This window comes from Ochrobactrum sp. PL_is483 (assembly GCF_055816855.1).
Map to the genome: position 1 here is coordinate 107,909 of NZ_JBVPGS010000040.1, position 16,226 is coordinate 124,134.

Here is a 16,226-nt window from a genome sequence, read left to right on the forward strand (position 1 = left end):
TCTATTGAATTGGAACGGTTTTCCGGGCAGGGTTTCCCGACCCGGAAATCTGCAGCAGGTGTTCATGTCCGTCCAGCGCGCGAGCTTCTATATCCTACTGGCACTGGTCACCGTCGCCTTTGCGTGGTTGCTACTGCCTTATTATTCGGCGGTCCTGTGGGCGGTTATTCTTGCCGTGGTGTTCTCGCCGGTGCAGCAGCGCCTGGAGCGTCTGCTCGGGGGCAGGAAGAACATTGCGGCACTGCTTTCCGTGCTGATGTGCATCTGTCTTGTCATCATTCCCATGCTGGCCATTTTCGGCTCGCTGGTGCAGGAGGGTAACTCCCTCTACCAACGGCTGAGCAGTCGCGAGTTCGATCTGAACAGTTATATTTCACGTATTCTGGGTGCCTTGCCGGATTCCCTTGAGGAGTGGTTGACCCGGTTCGAGCTGGGCAATTTCGCCGAGTGGCGTGCGCGCATATCGTCCGCAGTCATGCAGGGCAGTCAGCTTTTTGCCGGAAAGCTGGTCAGCTTCGGCCAGAATACGCTGCAATTTTTCATCGGCTTCGGTATCATGCTTTATCTATTGTTCTTCCTGTTTCGCGACGGTGCGGATCTTGGGCGGAAGATCAGGCGGGCCATTCCGCTCAATGATGAATATACCCGGCAGTTTCTGGAAAAGTTCACCGCCGTCATCCGTGCGACTGTGAAGGGCAATATCATCATTGCTGTCATTCAGGGAACGATAGGCGGCGTGACCTTTTGGCTTCTCGGTGTGGAAGCAGCCTTGCTCTGGGGTGTCATGATGACATTCCTCTCCATGCTGCCAGCCGTTGGCGCAGCACTTGTCTGGTTACCCGCGGCGGCCTGGTTTTTTGCGAGTGGAGAATGGATCAGCGGAGCTGTTCTGGTTTTCGTCGGTGTATTCGTGATCGGGCTGGTGGACAATCTCCTGCGTCCGCCACTCGTTGGAAAAGGCACCCGCATGCCGGATTACGTCGTATTGATCTCCACCATTGGCGGCATTTCCCTGATCGGGATTAATGGTTTTGTGGTGGGGCCGTTAATTGCTGCGATGTTCATCGCCGCATGGTCGCTGCTGGCAGAAGAGCAAAAGGGTAATAGTCCCGCTCAACTGCCAAAGGACTGATCTTCAGGCGACTTTCAGTTCAGCGATCGGGAGACCGGTTTCCGTCATCTTGTTGTCGACACCGTTTTCATCGAGAAACTGCTTCATCTCGGCATAGGTCTCGAACCATGCCCGGTTATATTTATCGAACAGCGACTGGTCCCAGTAGTCTTCCAGTTGGAATGGCTTGTCGCTGAAGACATCATAGCTCGGTATCTTGTAGGTCTCAGCAAATTCCGCCGTACGGCTGTCATAGGTGAAATAGATGGACGGAACGCCATTGGCGAGCGCCATCAGATTGCCGTGCAGGCGATAGCCGAGAACAAGCTGCTGCCTGCGCACCAGCTCTTCGTAATCGGCTACGACATCCGAATAGAACATGCGATGGCGATAGAGGTTTTCAATCGTCTCGTCGAAATACCAGTCTGCCGTCCAGCGATGGTTCTTGAGGGCCGCAATGGCCTCCTCCTTCTGCTCCGCCGTGCCGAAGACCATCTTCTTTTCATCGATCTCGCCTTGCGCCATCAATGTCACATCGAAGCGTTCGGCCATGGATTTGATGAGATTGCGGTGGCGGGTCAGATATTGCTCGATATCCTGCGCATAGGCCGGTGAGACCTCGCGGCGCACCGTAACGCCGACTTGGGCAACGTTTTCCAGCGGCGGCAATTTGATGCGCAGATGCTGGTTGTTGCGGCGAAATGCGGTCGGGCAACCGACGATGCGCACATTGCGAATGCCGATATCGTTGAGAACTTGCGCCGTATAAGCGCCGCGCACGCCGATGGACGTCGTGGAATCCGCGATGATGCGCAGGACCGCCTTCGTCTCTTCGGAAAGTTGTATTTCCCCTCTGACTGGTGCCTGCGCGCCGACGCCGAATGCAATCACCGGCAGTTTCAGCCGCTGCAAGACCGGGATCGTGTCACGCCAGTTCATATCCTTGTTGATATAGTTCGAGCCGCGCAGGATCACATAATCATATTCTTCACGCAGCTGATCGATCTTCTCCGGCGAGAAATTGGTGATCGGGAGTTCGGAGACCTTCTCGTAATTCATCAGCTTCAACGATGACTCGAAGACGAATGCATCGCCGATATTGTGATAATGATTGATGCTGCCCTGAACGTCAGTATGACGATACCAGCGGACATTGTCGTGATCGTACACTTCTCCCGCAGGGATCATGACGAGGGCGCGTGCCATACGGTCTTCCTTCTTCTAAAGATACAGGCAAGCCAGGCTCAGCTTGCCTGAGAAAGAGCAGTTTCAGAAACTGCCGGTTTCTGTCTGCGCGGTTTTGACTCCCGCAGCCGGTTATAAAGATCAAGATGCTCCTTTGCGCAGTCGACATAGTGGACCGGATTGCGGATGGAATTGTGCAACCTGTCCCATATGGTCGGCTCGCTCAGCACCTCTGTAAAGCGGTCGGCCAGGTCTTCTGCGCTGCGCACACGAAAATGCAGGCCGTCTTCGCCGTCGCGGATTTTCTCCGCCATGCCGCCGATGTTCGAGCAGATGACCGGGCGGCGATGATGCAGGGCCTCCTGAATGACGATGGGTGAGTTTTCCCACCAGATGGAAGGCATGACTACCCAGTCGACCGACTGCATGAGGCGCGGCATTTCAGCATTCTGGTAAGCGCCGTAGAAACGTACGCGCGGGCCGGCCTCCTCAATCAGCTTGTGCATGCGTTCCTGAAAAGCAGGCGGCTGCTTTTCCAGATTGCCACCGAAGATCATCAGGCGGGAATCCTCACCCCATACCTGTTCCGGTACACGCGATACGGCATCAACCAGTACATCAATGCCCTTGAACGGATTGATCTGACCGAAAAAGGCAAAGCGGCTACGACGCGGGTTCGGGCCGGTCAGTTCACGTGGAGGGGTAACGTCGCGGATAGCGATACCGTTCTCTATGACCGCCATCTTGTCAGGGTTGAGGCCCCATTCGAGATAGCGATTGGCAAGGAATTCACTCGGCGAGACGAATGCGTCGGCCAGTTCCAGCATGCCGCGCACAAAGCGTTCCCGCTTGAGGAAACGCGCGGGCGGTATCTGCGGAAAACAGGCGTGGCAATCGATGGGAGATGCCTCATTGCAGAGCTTGGACGTGCCTGCCTTGACCATCTGGCCGTCATTGTTGCAGATGGACAGGAACTCGTGAAACGTCACCAGAATGATGCGATCCGGCAGCGCTTCGCGAATGGCGTAGAGCGTTTCCAGCCCGAGGCCCAGAACGTGATGGAAATGCACGATGTCCGGGTCGAAATCGCGGACGAAGCGCAGCAGGTCGCGGCGGATTTCATCGGTGTTCTTGTTCGACAGATAGAAGTGATCGTATTCATCGGCATGGAACAGGATTTCGTCGCTGGCGCGTCGCATGCTCATGAGTGCCGTCGTGCCGTGCCGCGGGATCGGGTGGGCGGTACGCGCCAGATAGACCGACTGGACGCCCGGAACAGCATTCAACCCCTTGTGCAGATTGTAGGAAGCGATTTCACCGCCACCGAGCGAGATTGACGGGTGGGCGTGAGAGATGACGAGAACGCGGAGTTTATCGCTCATGCGGGTTCCTCCACCTGTATTTTGCGTCTACCGGCGAGAATAGAGGACCATCGTGCATCGAAGACCTGCCGGTCAATGCGCTCGATGAGGGCGATGGTGGATGCCCTATCGGTGACGGATGTGTCATCCGCTCCCAACATCTGTGCTGAAGGCAACCAATAGGAGCGCAGGCCCGATTGTTTCAGTTTCAATCCGAGATCCAGTCCCTTTTCGTGGGTGCCGAGATAGCCGCGCGTGAAGCCGCCGACCGAAAACAGGGCTTCGCGTGGAAGAATGCAGCATTCGAACGTAGCCGTTGCGACTTCCGTCAATGACATGCCTGAAACCGCATCGATGGGATAACCAGCATAGCGGCTGATCAGTGCGCGGTCTGCCGACATGCCGGATTGCGGTCCTGCGACCCAGGTTCCCGCCCAGCGGATTGAGTCATCCTCATAGGCGAGGGTGGGAGACAGAACGCAGTCCTTGTGCGCTTCATAGGCGCTGACGAGCTTGTTCAGCCAACCGGCGCGGCGCGGCAACAGCGACCCGGCCAGAAAGATGACCTGATCTGTTGAAACTGTGCGGGCTCCGACTTCCAGCGCATCGTAAAGGTCTTCCGACCCGGTGGCGGAAACGAGCCGGATGCGCAGGCGGTAGAAATCCGCAAGACGCCTGATCTGTACGCCCACGCGGTCAATGATTTCGGTCGCAGCGGCGATCACGATCGGCGCGATGCGGGTTTCAGGGTCGAGCGCGAGTAGCGCCAGCAAAGGCTCAACTTCCTCGACGCGTTCGTCAATGCCGATGATGATTGCAGGCCCTATCGCATCTTCGAAGGGGCCGAGATCGACAACACCAAAAACTTCCGGTGCGGGCCGGTTGACGCCGCGCAGCAATGGCACGAGCTGCTGGTCCACAATATGGCGCAAAGCCCATGCATTTGGGTCAGTGGCGCGGATTTGCCGGACAATGGCATCTCGCGAAGTCACGCGAGTTGGCGTCAATGGAAAGAAGGCGCGCCGTCCATCGCTGATCGCAAGTTCGAGATAAAACGGCGCGGTGCTGTCACCGGCAAGTTCCGGCGCGAAGGCGACGAAACCATGGGCATGACGGCTGGGGTCAAGACCTGCATTGAAGGGCGGCTGGTTGTCGAATTCGCGGGTGACGTCTGGTCGGTCGATGCGGGTCCAGGTCGTGTCGATCTGGATTTCACCGCGATGGCGGCGCAGTTTCACGCTTTCCACATGGCTGTCGGGATCAAGCAGCCAGCCGGAAACCAGCATGCCGCTGCCTTCAACCCGGAACACATTGTCTATTCCCATTCTCACGGGAAAGGGAAGTCCGGATACCGTGTCGGCACCGTCGAAGCGGTTTGCGGCGGAACGCATGCGCAGCAGAATATCCGTCGAGCTGCGTACCCTTGGCAGGATCGCCCGGATATGGCCGGGTGTCTCGCGGGAGCCGGACAAGAGCCTGCGGTCATAGACTTCGGTAAAACGCCAGCCCCTTCGTCCGCGAAACAGAAGTCGCTCGATATCAGTGGGTTCGACAGGCTCATTGGCAAGCAGAAGACCGGCAAACCCGGAAGCTTCATCATTCAGGTCGGGCCGTGCAAAGACACTGATTGCGCATTCGGCGAGCGAAGGAGTCTTGCCGCTGATCAGCAGACGGGTAACGGCGGGCGTCAGGTCCTGTGCCCAGCCCTGAACGAAAATCTCGCCCTCGTCGCTGCCGCCGATGAGTTCAATGCAGCCATCTGAACGGGCTCCCGCCTGCAACAGAACGGTGATGGCAGAAAGTTTCTTGCGACTGATGGGGCCGGAGATCAGCCCCTCCACCAGCTCATCGATGACGCCTGGCAGGCTCGGTCCCGCAAGATCGCCGATCATGGCGACAAAATCGGCGATGGAAGCCGAGCGTGAAGCAAAATTGTAACGAGCGACCTTTGCCCGATGCTGGAACATGATCGTCTTCAAGACGCCACGGCGCAAAGCAGCCGTAGGCACTATGGCGACGAAACCATGTGTTCCGGCAGGTGAAGGCTCCTTGAGCGGCCACGTGACCAGGCTCGTCTTTACGCTCATGGCGGGGTCGCCATTCAGGAACGCTGTCACCTGGTCGTTTGTGGCACTGCCGATGCCGAGTACCAGCACCAGCGTGTCCTCAATCACGCTGCCGACCACCATTTCACCCTCCATCATCATAGGAGGACGATCGGGAGACCGGGCAGGTCTTGCAGGATGCTGCGTGGTAGGTCTTTCGTCTTGCGCCATGAGACCTCCCTTCAGGGCATGACCGCAAGGGTGAGAAGGGCACCGGCGACGAAACCTGCCATGACGAACATCAGCATGAACAGGAGTTTGATGTCGCCGCTGCTGCGCTTACGCACATCTTCCATCCGCTGTTCCAATCCGGCGACAACACCGTCCATGCGCATGATGTGCACATCAAGCTCCGTCATGCGCTGATGAAGATCGGTGCGCAGGCCATCGACGGAACTGGCAATGTCCAGCAATTCCGCCGGGGCGGCATTGCCCGATGCATCGAGGGTTGGCGCAACGCGCTGCAAGGATCGCTGATTGACCTGTAGCTGGCGTTGCGCCGCCATCAGCATGTCGAGCTTGTCCAGAATACGTGTCATAGGCGCGGCGATAAGCGCTTCGGCGGCCTGTTCGTCGGGCTTTGGTACGCGCAGCTTCTGTTCGGTGCCAGCCGCGTTTGCGGCAACGACGACGAGTTCGCCCGCCCGCGCGGCGGCGAATTGCGGCAACATCACTTCAAAAGCGTGTTTGCCGTCGCCGATACCGTTGCGCTTGAGATCGGGGCGATCCTTGTCGGCGGGGGCCTCCGCGATAGGCTTGTCGTCCAGCAGAACACGGATCAGAAGCCGCTCGGTCGGGATAGAAGGATCGAAGGCCCAGCCATAGAGTCGGCCTTCCTCAATGGCATCAACGCGTCCTTTCATGGCTTCGGTCCTTTGAGGTCCGGCTGCGGCGTTCGGCGCTGCGGCCTGCTTTGCTTCCCCCTCGGATGGAACTTTGGTCGCGATGTTCATGATTTACCTCTCATGCTGCCTCGACACGCGCGATACGCAATGTCCCGATCAGATCGAGATAGCGTGCCGCCGTGGTGTCGATGGTGTCCGGATGACGCGCATTGTCACTGAGCGACTGGCGCAAATCCGGGTTTTCCGCCATTCGGCGCATCGCCTGGGCGAGTGCCAGCGGATCATTCGGCGGAACAGTGAGGCCGTTGACCTCATGTTCAATCATTTCGGCCATTCCACCGATATTGCTGCATATGACGGGACGGTTCTGTCCTTGTGCTTCCTGGATGACGAGGGGCGCATTTTCCCACCAGATCGACGGCATGATTGCGCAATCGACGGCCTGGATCAGTTGGGCGATATCCTCCCGGCGATAGGCACCCCGACGCTGGACAAAAGGCGAGGTTTCGGCAAAGAGCCGATCAATTTCACTGACGAAGCTTTCGCTTTGAAACGGTGCCGCGCCATGCACCCGCAATTCGAAATCGAAACCCTCCGAGATGAGTTGCTGTGCGGCTTCAAGGAGGACCGTTGTGCCTTTCCACGGATTGAGATTGCCGAAATAGCCGAAAACAGGCTTGCTGCGCTCCACCTGCCGGGTTGCGACCGCTGGACGTTCCGGCTGGCCATTGGGAATGACGCTGATGAGTTCCTCCGCAATGCCCCATTCGACGTAACGCTGCTTGAGAAATTCGCTCGGCGAAACGAACGCATCGACAGCACTCAAAAGCGATTTGATATGCCGTTCACGCAGCACGAATTTATCGAGCGCAATGTCCTTGAAGCAGGCATGGCAGCGGTCAGGGCTTGCCCCATGGCAAAGTTCCTTGCCGGTCGTGCGGACCATCAATCCATCGTGATGGCAGATCGGATAATAGTCGTGCAAAGTCAGCACGATACGGCAATCCGGCAAAGTGCGGCGCACGATATGCGGGAATTCGGCCCCGAGCAAAAGCAGATGATGCAGATGAACGACATCCGGTCGGAAATCGTTCAGCAGTTCCACAATGTCCGGAACGATCCCGTAAAGGTCGATCTGGCTCATGTAGAAACGGTCGAAGTGACCCGACCAGAGCAGGATTTCATCGCCGCCATTGCCGATACTCTGGAAGCTCGTGCCGGGGCGGGCTTCGCGATGCACCTTGTTGGTGGCGCCCATGAACATGGCTTCGCAACCGGCGCGCTGATAGGCCCGAAACAGATCGTGCGCGAAAATTTCCGTTCCGCCCGGATGGAGCGACGGATGGTTGTGGGCTGCAATGAGAACGCGCTGGGCCATCAGGCAGCACCTCGCGAAGCGATGAAAATATCCTGATAGTGATCCGCCTCAATGCCGCGCCAATGGCCGAAGGATTTTGTTTCGAGCGTTAGCTTGGCCCCGGCAAGTGCACGATCCAGGAAGCCGTTTTCAAATCCCACAGCAGCAAGCGGCGGCAGTTCCGGCACGAACCAGCATGGCCCGCTGCCATGGCGCTCAAATGCGAGCCGCCTGTCACGTTTGCCATGACGGTCGCGTGCAGCCACATCATCCACCACGAAAGCCGTCATGAACAGTTTCCCGCCCGGCGCAAGCACACGGGAGACCTGATCGAGATAGGTCTTGACCTCGTCTGATGGCAGGTGCGTGACCACCGATGTCATGATGACGAAATCGAAACTGTTGTCCGCGAATGGCAGGACAAGGCTGAGCCCGTTCACTGCACCCTTGGGATTATAGAGGTCATGGGCGATATCGATGTGACGAAACTCGAAATTCGGATAGCGCGACGTGATGTTCTGGCGGCACCAGTTTACGCCGCCTGCCACGGGATCGATGCCGGAATAGCGGGCTTTGGCCGGGTTGAGATATTGCGTCAGCGGCACTGCCATGCGTCCGATGCCGGAACCGATATCGAGTACGCGCGCGTCGGGCCGAAGTCCGCCCTTGCGAATGAAGTGTCCGAGGAACTCTGCCCCAACGGCGCGATAATCTCCATCGCCGACGAACACGCTGTTCGGATCGGGGGAGGGTAGAAAACGGTTCGTCAAAACAGACTGCATCAGCCAGTCGATCTGTGCATCCGGTATTGCTGGTTTGGCTTCAGGTTCTGGCTGTTTCAGCGCTACCACGTCCGTCAAGCGGCGCTCCTTTCAGATTTTGTCATGATCACATTCGACAGGTCGACTGTGCGCTCCTGTTCCCGTGGCTGGGCCATCAACTCGGTAATGTCGTCGTCCCAGCGCTGTGTATGGAGCCAGGAATTATATTGGCTGGCGAGGCCGCGCATGTAATCCGCGCTGCGACGGATCGAGCGGCGTTCGAAATGGTAAAGCGCTACGGAAGGCTCGTAGAAAATCTGGAAGCCGAGTTGCCTGATCTTCAGGCAAAGATCGCTATCCTCATAATCGCCGATGACATAATCCTCCGTATAACCGCCGACGAGATCGAAGATATCCTTGCGGGTTATGAGGCAGGCGCCGGTGACGCCCGGAACTTCGCGGGACCGGAGTGCCGGCGGATAGTTGCCCGGCATGCCCTTGTAATAGTGGTGGTTCAGCCAGATGCCCTGGCGGTCACGCGCAAAATAAAGCCCGGCATGTTGAAGCGAGCCGTCCTCGAACAGAAGGCGAGGGCCGATTGCTCCGAGCTTCGGCTGGTCGAACAATGGCTGGATCAGTTGCTGCAACCAGCCATGTTCGGCGGGCACGACGTCGGAATTCAACATGACGATGGTCGTTCCGGTCGCAATGCTGGCCCCTGCATTGCAGGCACGCGCATAGCCGCCATTGCGGTTCATGATCGCCAGCTTGAACGGCATACCATGCAGAATGTGCAGCCCGCCCAGCATGTGCTCGGTGTCGTCCTGAATTTCTGGGGAATCCAGCACGAAGATGAACTCTGCGTTTTCCAGCAGCCATGGGTCGGTTGCCATGGATGAAAACTGGAAACGCAGGAAATCGAGGTTGCGATAAAGCGGGATAACGATGGATGCGAGCGGCGAGGCTGGCGTCGTTCCGTATTCCTTAACCTCGGATATGTGCACTGTTGCGGCGAGCTTCTTCTCTACTTCTGTGAGGGCTGGTCCCAGAATACGCGAGAAGACGTGTGGCCTTGCCTGTTGCGGCGGTACGGATCGCAAAATGCGATTGCGCTGCGCGGATGGCTCGAAGGGCTGCGGTGCGGGCACGAGAGGCGCGGTCGCGCCCGATGCAAGGCGCAACTGGAACCGTGGCTGCAAAAGCGGCCCGAGATTTTGTACCGAAGGAAGCCAGGCGACAAAGCCTGTCACATCCTGCTGAGGTGCATCTTCGCGCTTGGCTATCTTGCCCGGAAATTTGTGAAAGTTCGGCTTCAGCGACAGCGCGCTTCCGTTTTCCGGGAGATATTCGATATCCGCCAGCATGGCGGCGGGATCATACATCCATCCGCCCACGATCAAGCCGCCGTCGAGCGCCAGAGCGAGGTCGATTTCCGCTGCGGGATGGCTGGGAGACTGCGCGATCTGGCGAACGGGCAACGGCGCGCGCGTTTGCAGGTCAATGGCAACTGCGGCCCCCGCCGGGCTGAGTTTGCCAAGCTGGCGAACCAGAAATTCGCGCAATGCGCCATTACCCTGCCATTTGGTCCACCATTTGGCAAAATCTGTCGGTTCGCCAGTATTCGCAAGCTTGCGAACGGCAACGCCTTTCTGGCCGGTGAGCACCAGCAACAGCGAAGACGGCAGATCCTGCGGTGCTTCCAGCAGAAAATGGCAAGGTTGCCAGGCATTGCGCGTTTGCTTGCCCACGACAAAGCGTGGCGGAATAACCATCACGCTGCCGGAGGTGATGCCATAGATGGCGGAAATCTCGCCCAGCATTGGGTCGACCGCTGTTTCAAGGAGATGGTGTCCCTGAACCGGTTCGCCGCAATGCTGGGCCTCGCGCGGTTCCGGCGTCAATGCGAAAGTCAGGTCACGCACGAGGGATGCGAAAGTCTGGTTTCGCGAAAGCCGGAAAGTGCTGCGCCACGTAGTCAGAATGGTGGTCAGAAGCTTGATATGTCCGGGCAGGGTAAGTTCGCTAACGACATGCTCGACGTCGAAGGGGGCAAGTTCACTGGCCGGATAGACAACAGCCTGAGTAGTCGGACCAAGGGAGCCTGCGGAAAGCGAAAGTTCGGCAGGTTCAGTGCCTGTGCGCATGGCCCAGAACATGCGCAGGCCGCCATTTTCGAGTGGAATGCCGACACTCAGCAGCGGAACTGGCTGAACCGGCATTTCAAATTTGCATTTGGTGGTTGTACGAGCCGGGCCTGGAATATCCCAGATGACCACAGCGACATCGGCGCAGAGGCGGCAAATGGAGAGGTTCTCGGTTTTGCTTTCAGTGTCCGCCGAATGGTCGAGGTTCAATGTGAGGCCCTTTCATTCTTGCAGGAATTTCGGCTTGCAGGAAGGTCCGGGCACGCAAAACTGGGGAAGATGCGTGCCCGGTAAAGACGAAACGTGCCCGGCGGGAGGAATGCCGGGCACGCTCTCAATTGTTCAATTAGTGAACGGTGAAGTACTGGTCGGGATGAGCCTGTACGTCATCTGCATTGGTGTTCACGAGTGTAACGGTGTCGCCATTGCCGAGATCGACAACGACATTGCCACCAACCTGCGTGACACGGTCGGCAAGATCGTCTGCGGAAGAGATATCAAGGCCATTGATGCCCTTCTGAATCTGCAGAATGTCTTCACCGGGATTGAAGTCGAGAATGACGTCGTTTCCGCCGCCACCGTTGAACAGGAATGTATCGCTGCCATTTCCACCGATGAGAACGTCGTTTCCTGCACCGCCATCGAGGATGTCGTTGCCGTTCCCACCGTAGAGAATGTCATTATGCGCGCCGCCATAAAGCAGGTCGGAGCCGTTGCCGCCCTGGAGAATGTCATCTCCATTGCCGCCATACAGCACGTCACTGCCATTGCCGCCGCTCAAGACGTCGTTTCCTTCATTTCCGAAGAGAATGTCATTCCCGTTTTCGCCGAACAGGGTGTCATTGCCCGTGCCGCCGAAAAGGATGTCACTCCCGTTGCCGCCGAAGATAGTGTCGTTGCCATCGCCTCCGAATACGAGATCATCACCGCCATGGGCGCGGATGAAGTCGTCAAAACGGGAGCCGAACAACACGTCGTCGTAGGCGCCGCCTTCTAAAGTGGCCATCTGCTTCTCCTTGTGTTCCTATATGGGGTTTCCACAAGCCGGAATGCTCCGACCATTATGCTCTTAGTAGTCTGCTCTGCATTAAATGGAATTGCAACATCGGTAATTGGTATAATTTTGTCTGCCATAAGTAACAAATTATTACGATTAATTTATATTACAGTTTTATAAACAGAAATATGTATTATATTTATCGTCAGTATAATTTTTATTTAGATTGTATTTATACGGAAACTAGTTCCAAATTTGAAATATTGGATTAATGGACGGAGAAATACAAAAGTTTTCAAAATGATAGCGCCGCGCATGACATTCATGCACGGCGCTGCGTTCTTCTGGAGCTTCAACCTCTGATGGAATTTTACTTTGAAATTCTCTATTTATTAATCTTCGCGGAATGCCCGGTTCAAACTATCCGTGATCGGTGAAACTAGATAATCGATGGCGCGGCGTTCCTTGTGCACGATGATTATTTCGGCAGGCATGCCGGGATAAAGTCGGGCAGTCGGATTGGCGGCAAGCGATGCCGGAGTAATTTCCGCTCGCGCCACGAAAAATGCAGTATCGGTCTTTTCATCGAGTGACTGATCGGCGGCAATATAGGTCAGTTTGCCATCGAGCGGCGCCATCGAGCGTTGATTATAGGCGGTCAGCCGTATCTGGGCGCCCGCACCGACCGAGATGCTGTCGATGTCGCGCGGGCTGATCTTCATTTCTACGACCAAAGGTTCGTTTTCCGGAACGATATCCATGATTGCCTCGCCGGGAGCGATCACGCCGCCTGGCGTGCGCAGCCGGATATTGGCGACGATGCCGTCCTGCGGCGAGCGAACTTCGACGCGCCGCATCACATCCTTGGCGGCAACGATGCGCTCCTGCACATCGGAAAGTTCGACCTGGCTCGACGTGATTTCACCTGCAATTTCCGACTGGAGATCGCTTTCGATGCCGGTCAGCGCGAATTCGGCGCCGGCTTTTGCCTGCTCGGCTTTTGCCTTGTCACCGGCATATTCGCCACGGTCGCCGGCAAGCTGGCTGAGACGCGTATCGATTTCCGTAAGCTTCGATTTCTGGGCGAACCCTTTTTCAACGAGGCTGGCAATCGCCTTGCGTTGATCGCTGATGAGCGCGATCTGCCGATCTGTGGCAGCGATCTGCGCGGTCGAGGCCTTGGCCTGCTCCGTATATTGCTCGATGGTCTTTTGTTGAATGTCGATCTTGCTCAGTTTCTGCGCAAGCCGCTTCTGGAAAAAGATGTTTTCGGCGCGGATGGCGTTTAGCGCGTTCTCGCCACCATCGGCGAAGCCTTCCGGGAAACTGATTTCCTTTTCGCCCGATTGCTCGGCGCGCAGGCGGGCCAGTTTTGCGATCAGGCCGATGCGTCGGCTTTCGAGCGACTGGAGATCGGAACGTGCCTTGGTGTCATCGAGCCGGAGAAGGGGCTGGCCGACCTTGACGATATCGCCTTCCTGCACCAGCAGGCGATCCAGAATACCGCCCTCAAGATGGCTGATGGTCTTGCGTTTGGAATCGACAATGACTGTGCCCATCGCGACTGCAGCGCTTCCCAGATTGGCGGAGTAGGCCCAGGCGAAAAATCCGCCAAAAGCGACGCCGATAGTGGCAAGGCCTGCGATGATGAGGCCGCGCAAAGGAGATCGCGAATCCTCCCGCTCAAGGTCGAGCGCCCATTCAGGTTTGACGCTGCCGAAACGGGTGAGGGCCTTGTGATCCGACGATTCTGCACGCGGAGCGAGCAGGCTGGAAACACGACGAGGAATAACCGATTTACCCATCATGCGTTTGCGGCTCCCATTTGCGGGCCATTATTGGCGGGTGTCAGTGAGGCGACGACATCGGTGCGCGGACCGAACTGCGAGATGCGCCCGTTTTCGAGCACGAGAAGCTTATCGGCGACCTGCATGATAGACGGGCGATGTGCGATCATGATGACAATGGCTCCGTCATCGCGAGCATGTTCGACGGCCCGGATGAGGGCGCGTTCACCGACGGCGTCGAGGTTCGAATTCGGTTCATCGAGAACGATCAGACGTGGACGGTTGTAAAGGCAGCGGGCAAGGCCGATTCGTTGGCGCTGTCCGCCGGACAATGTCAGGCGACCGTCGCCGACCGGGGTATCGTAGCCAAGCGGCATGCGGCCGATCATTTCATGCACATCGGCCAGACGCGCAGCTTCCAGTACGCGATGCGGATCGCTGTCACCCATGCGGGCGATATTGTCCTTGATGGTTCCATCCAGCAGCGAGACAGACTGCGGCAGGTAGCCCGCAATCTCTCCGAAAGAACCGCGTTCCCACAGGTAAACATTATTGCCGTCGAGGAAAACGCCGCCGGAGGTGGGCTTGACGATGCCGATCAGCAGTCGGGCAAGCGTCGATTTGCCTGCGGCGGACGGGCCGACGATCCCCAGCACCTCACCTGGTGAAATTGAGAAGGAAATGCCCTTGATGATCGGGACGTCCACGCCGGGCGCGGCATAGATCAGCTTGTCGATCACAAGGTCGCCATTGGGGCGCGGGGTAGGCATGGTCTGGCGTACCGCCAGATTTTCAGAAAGCAATGATTGGACGCGCTTCCAGCTGGCGATGGCACTGACCCACTGACGCCAGTTTTCCACGATTCGGTCGAACGGCATCAGCAAGCGACCGATGATGATGCTGGTCGCAATCATCGCGCCGGGTGTGATTTCCTGCTGCATGGCAAGGAGCGTGCCTATTCCGAGCGACCCGATCTGGATGATGAAGCGCGCCGTGCGGGCAATCGAGGACAAGGCGCGGGCGCGTGTTCCGCCAAGGTCGAGCACTTCGAGTGCCTGAACCTGCATCGTGCGCCAGCGACGAGCCAACGCGGGGAGCATGCCCATTGCTTCGATGACCTCGGCATGGCGCAAGCTGCTGCCAATCTTCGACACCGCTTCGATATTGGCTTGATTCGCCTCCTGAATCAGATTTCGAGTAAGGAGGTCGGTCAGCACGCCGCATGCGATCAGAATGATGACGGCGACAAGGCCGATTACGCCCAGCATTGGATGAAGCAGGAATAGCACGCCGAGGAAGATGGGCGACCAAGCTGCATCCAGCGGGGCGTTGATGGCGGGCGACGTCAGGAAACTGCGCAGTTCGTTGAGATCGCGCAGCGTCTGAGTCGCTTTCGGCATGCCCTGATTCACGGAGGCCTGTACGGCGGCGGTCAGAACCGCGAGATTGAGGCGGCGCACAAGCGCGCTGCCCATGGCCTGGAAGGAAAGCGACCGGATAAACTCCAGCACGCCGAACACCAGCATGGCGCCAACAGCGAGCACGGTGAGCATGGTGAGCGTATCCATGCTTCGGCTGTTGAGCACCCTATCATGAACCTGCAACATATAGAGAGGTACAGTGAGTTGTAGCAAATTGATACAGGCGCTCAGCAGCACTGCATAAAGTAGTCCCGACAGGAAAACGCGGCGGGCCTTGAAAATCAGGCCTTTCGGCGTAGTTACCGAATCGTCCTGCCCCTTTTTGTGCGCAGGGCTCTTGCCAATCGAGTTGATTTCGCGAGTATCATTCATACGCTATCTGCCTTGGAATGGTCACAGGTGGCGGATATCCCTAAAAACTGTGTGCTAGTTCTCAAGTTCAGTAAAGTAATACTGCAGAGAATGTGACAGAAAAAAGGTTCTTACGGCGGGGAAATGCGAAAGGAGCAAGGAAAATATAACTGCAAATTTCTTCAAAATTTGAAGTAAAATTGAAAATGGAGAGCAAAAGATGCAAAAACTTCTACACGAGGGAGTGGAAGTCGAAACATCAGTCGATGGCTTTACTGCCGTTGATTTTCCTGAAGTTACCGCCGAAAAACAGGAACGCAGACATCCGGTTCATACAGTCGTTATCACGCATTTCGAACTGGCCCGGATGATAGAACGAGTGAACCGCCGCTTTGTGAGCTTGCTTAAAACCGAGCTGACGAAGTTGGGCGTGGAAGATATCGGCCCGGCCCAGACCCTGGTTCTGATGGCTATCGGCGATGTCGAGCTCACTGTGGGTGAATTACTGGATCGCGGACATTATGTCGGTTCCAACATTTCCTATTATCTTAAGCAGCTTACCGACGGCGGTTATGTCGATCGTGTTACCTCGCAGAGGGACAAACGGTCCGCTCGTATCCGCCTGACGGACAAGGGTGAACGGCTGTGTGCAAGCTTGCGCAATGCAAGCCGCTCCTACAACCATATCCTCACCCGGGATGATGACGATCTCAAGAATCTGGAGATTGCCTATCAGACACTGCACCGGCTGGAACTCGTGTGGGGCAATGCCGCACGATTTGGCATCTGATGTGTTGCGGC

General features: G+C 57.0%; 12 protein-coding genes. 2 read left to right on the top strand and 10 right to left on the bottom strand.

Translation table 11 applies throughout. The features are described 5' to 3' along the window. Positions 1-64 precede the first annotated feature (64 nt). Positions 65-1,132, top strand: a complete 1,068-nt coding sequence (locus tag AC0TNJ_RS18730) for an AI-2E family transporter (protein ID WP_473769297.1) — start codon at positions 65-67, stop codon at positions 1,130-1,132. A 3-nt stretch (positions 1,133-1,135) separates the two neighbouring features. Here the strand turns inward: AC0TNJ_RS18730 and AC0TNJ_RS18735 are convergent, their stop codons facing one another. The 10 genes from AC0TNJ_RS18735 to AC0TNJ_RS18780 all read right to left on the bottom strand — a co-directional run bounded on the left by AC0TNJ_RS18735 (position 1,136) and on the right by AC0TNJ_RS18780 (position 15,446). Further along, on the bottom strand, positions 1,136-2,317 hold the full coding sequence (locus tag AC0TNJ_RS18735; protein WP_473769298.1) for a polysaccharide pyruvyl transferase family protein: 1,182 nt from the start codon (positions 2,315-2,317) through the stop codon (positions 1,136-1,138). Between the two features lie 38 nt (positions 2,318-2,355). After that, the gene (locus AC0TNJ_RS18740; RefSeq protein WP_473772011.1) at positions 2,356-3,678 is read right to left on the bottom strand and encodes a glycosyltransferase family 4 protein; all 1,323 of its coding nucleotides are present in this window, start codon (positions 3,676-3,678) and stop codon (positions 2,356-2,358) included. Then, positions 3,675-5,846, bottom strand: coding sequence for a glycosyltransferase family 2 protein (locus AC0TNJ_RS18745; protein ID WP_473772012.1), 2,172 nt, complete (start codon positions 5,844-5,846; stop codon positions 3,675-3,677). The genes AC0TNJ_RS18740 and AC0TNJ_RS18745 overlap by 4 nt, the downstream gene beginning before the upstream one ends. A gap of 98 nt (positions 5,847-5,944) precedes the next feature. After that, entirely contained in the window at positions 5,945-6,715 is a 771-nt protein-coding gene (locus tag AC0TNJ_RS18750; RefSeq protein WP_473772013.1) for a hypothetical protein, read from the bottom strand. 10 nt (positions 6,716-6,725) lie between these two features. Then, complete coding sequence (locus AC0TNJ_RS18755) at positions 6,726-7,985, bottom strand: glycosyltransferase family 4 protein (RefSeq protein ID WP_473772014.1); 1,260 nt, start codon at positions 7,983-7,985, stop codon at positions 6,726-6,728. Beyond that, the gene (locus AC0TNJ_RS18760; protein WP_473772015.1) at positions 7,985-8,824 is read right to left on the bottom strand and encodes a class I SAM-dependent methyltransferase; all 840 of its coding nucleotides are present in this window, start codon (positions 8,822-8,824) and stop codon (positions 7,985-7,987) included. Before AC0TNJ_RS18760 ends, AC0TNJ_RS18755 begins: the two co-directional genes overlap by 1 nt. Beyond that, positions 8,821-11,079, bottom strand: coding sequence for a glycosyltransferase family 2 protein (locus tag AC0TNJ_RS18765; RefSeq protein ID WP_473772016.1), 2,259 nt, complete (start codon positions 11,077-11,079; stop codon positions 8,821-8,823). The genes AC0TNJ_RS18760 and AC0TNJ_RS18765 overlap by 4 nt, the downstream gene beginning before the upstream one ends. A gap of 136 nt (positions 11,080-11,215) precedes the next feature. Continuing rightward, positions 11,216-11,875 carry a calcium-binding protein gene (locus tag AC0TNJ_RS18770; RefSeq protein WP_122002475.1) on the bottom strand — a complete coding sequence of 220 codons (660 nt, stop codon included), beginning with the start codon at positions 11,873-11,875 and terminating at the stop codon, positions 11,216-11,218. A gap of 383 nt (positions 11,876-12,258) precedes the next feature. Then, positions 12,259-13,674, bottom strand: a complete 1,416-nt coding sequence (locus AC0TNJ_RS18775) for an HlyD family type I secretion periplasmic adaptor subunit (protein WP_122002474.1) — start codon at positions 13,672-13,674, stop codon at positions 12,259-12,261. Then, on the bottom strand, positions 13,671-15,446 hold the full coding sequence (locus AC0TNJ_RS18780; RefSeq protein WP_473769306.1) for a type I secretion system permease/ATPase: 1,776 nt from the start codon (positions 15,444-15,446) through the stop codon (positions 13,671-13,673). Before AC0TNJ_RS18780 ends, AC0TNJ_RS18775 begins: the two co-directional genes overlap by 4 nt. A 199-nt stretch (positions 15,447-15,645) precedes the next feature. Between AC0TNJ_RS18780 and AC0TNJ_RS18785 the strand changes: the two genes are divergently transcribed. Then, positions 15,646-16,215: a MarR family transcriptional regulator gene (locus tag AC0TNJ_RS18785; protein ID WP_122002472.1), complete on the top strand. Its 570-nt coding sequence runs from the start codon at positions 15,646-15,648 to the stop codon at positions 16,213-16,215. Positions 16,216-16,226 lie beyond the last annotated feature (11 nt).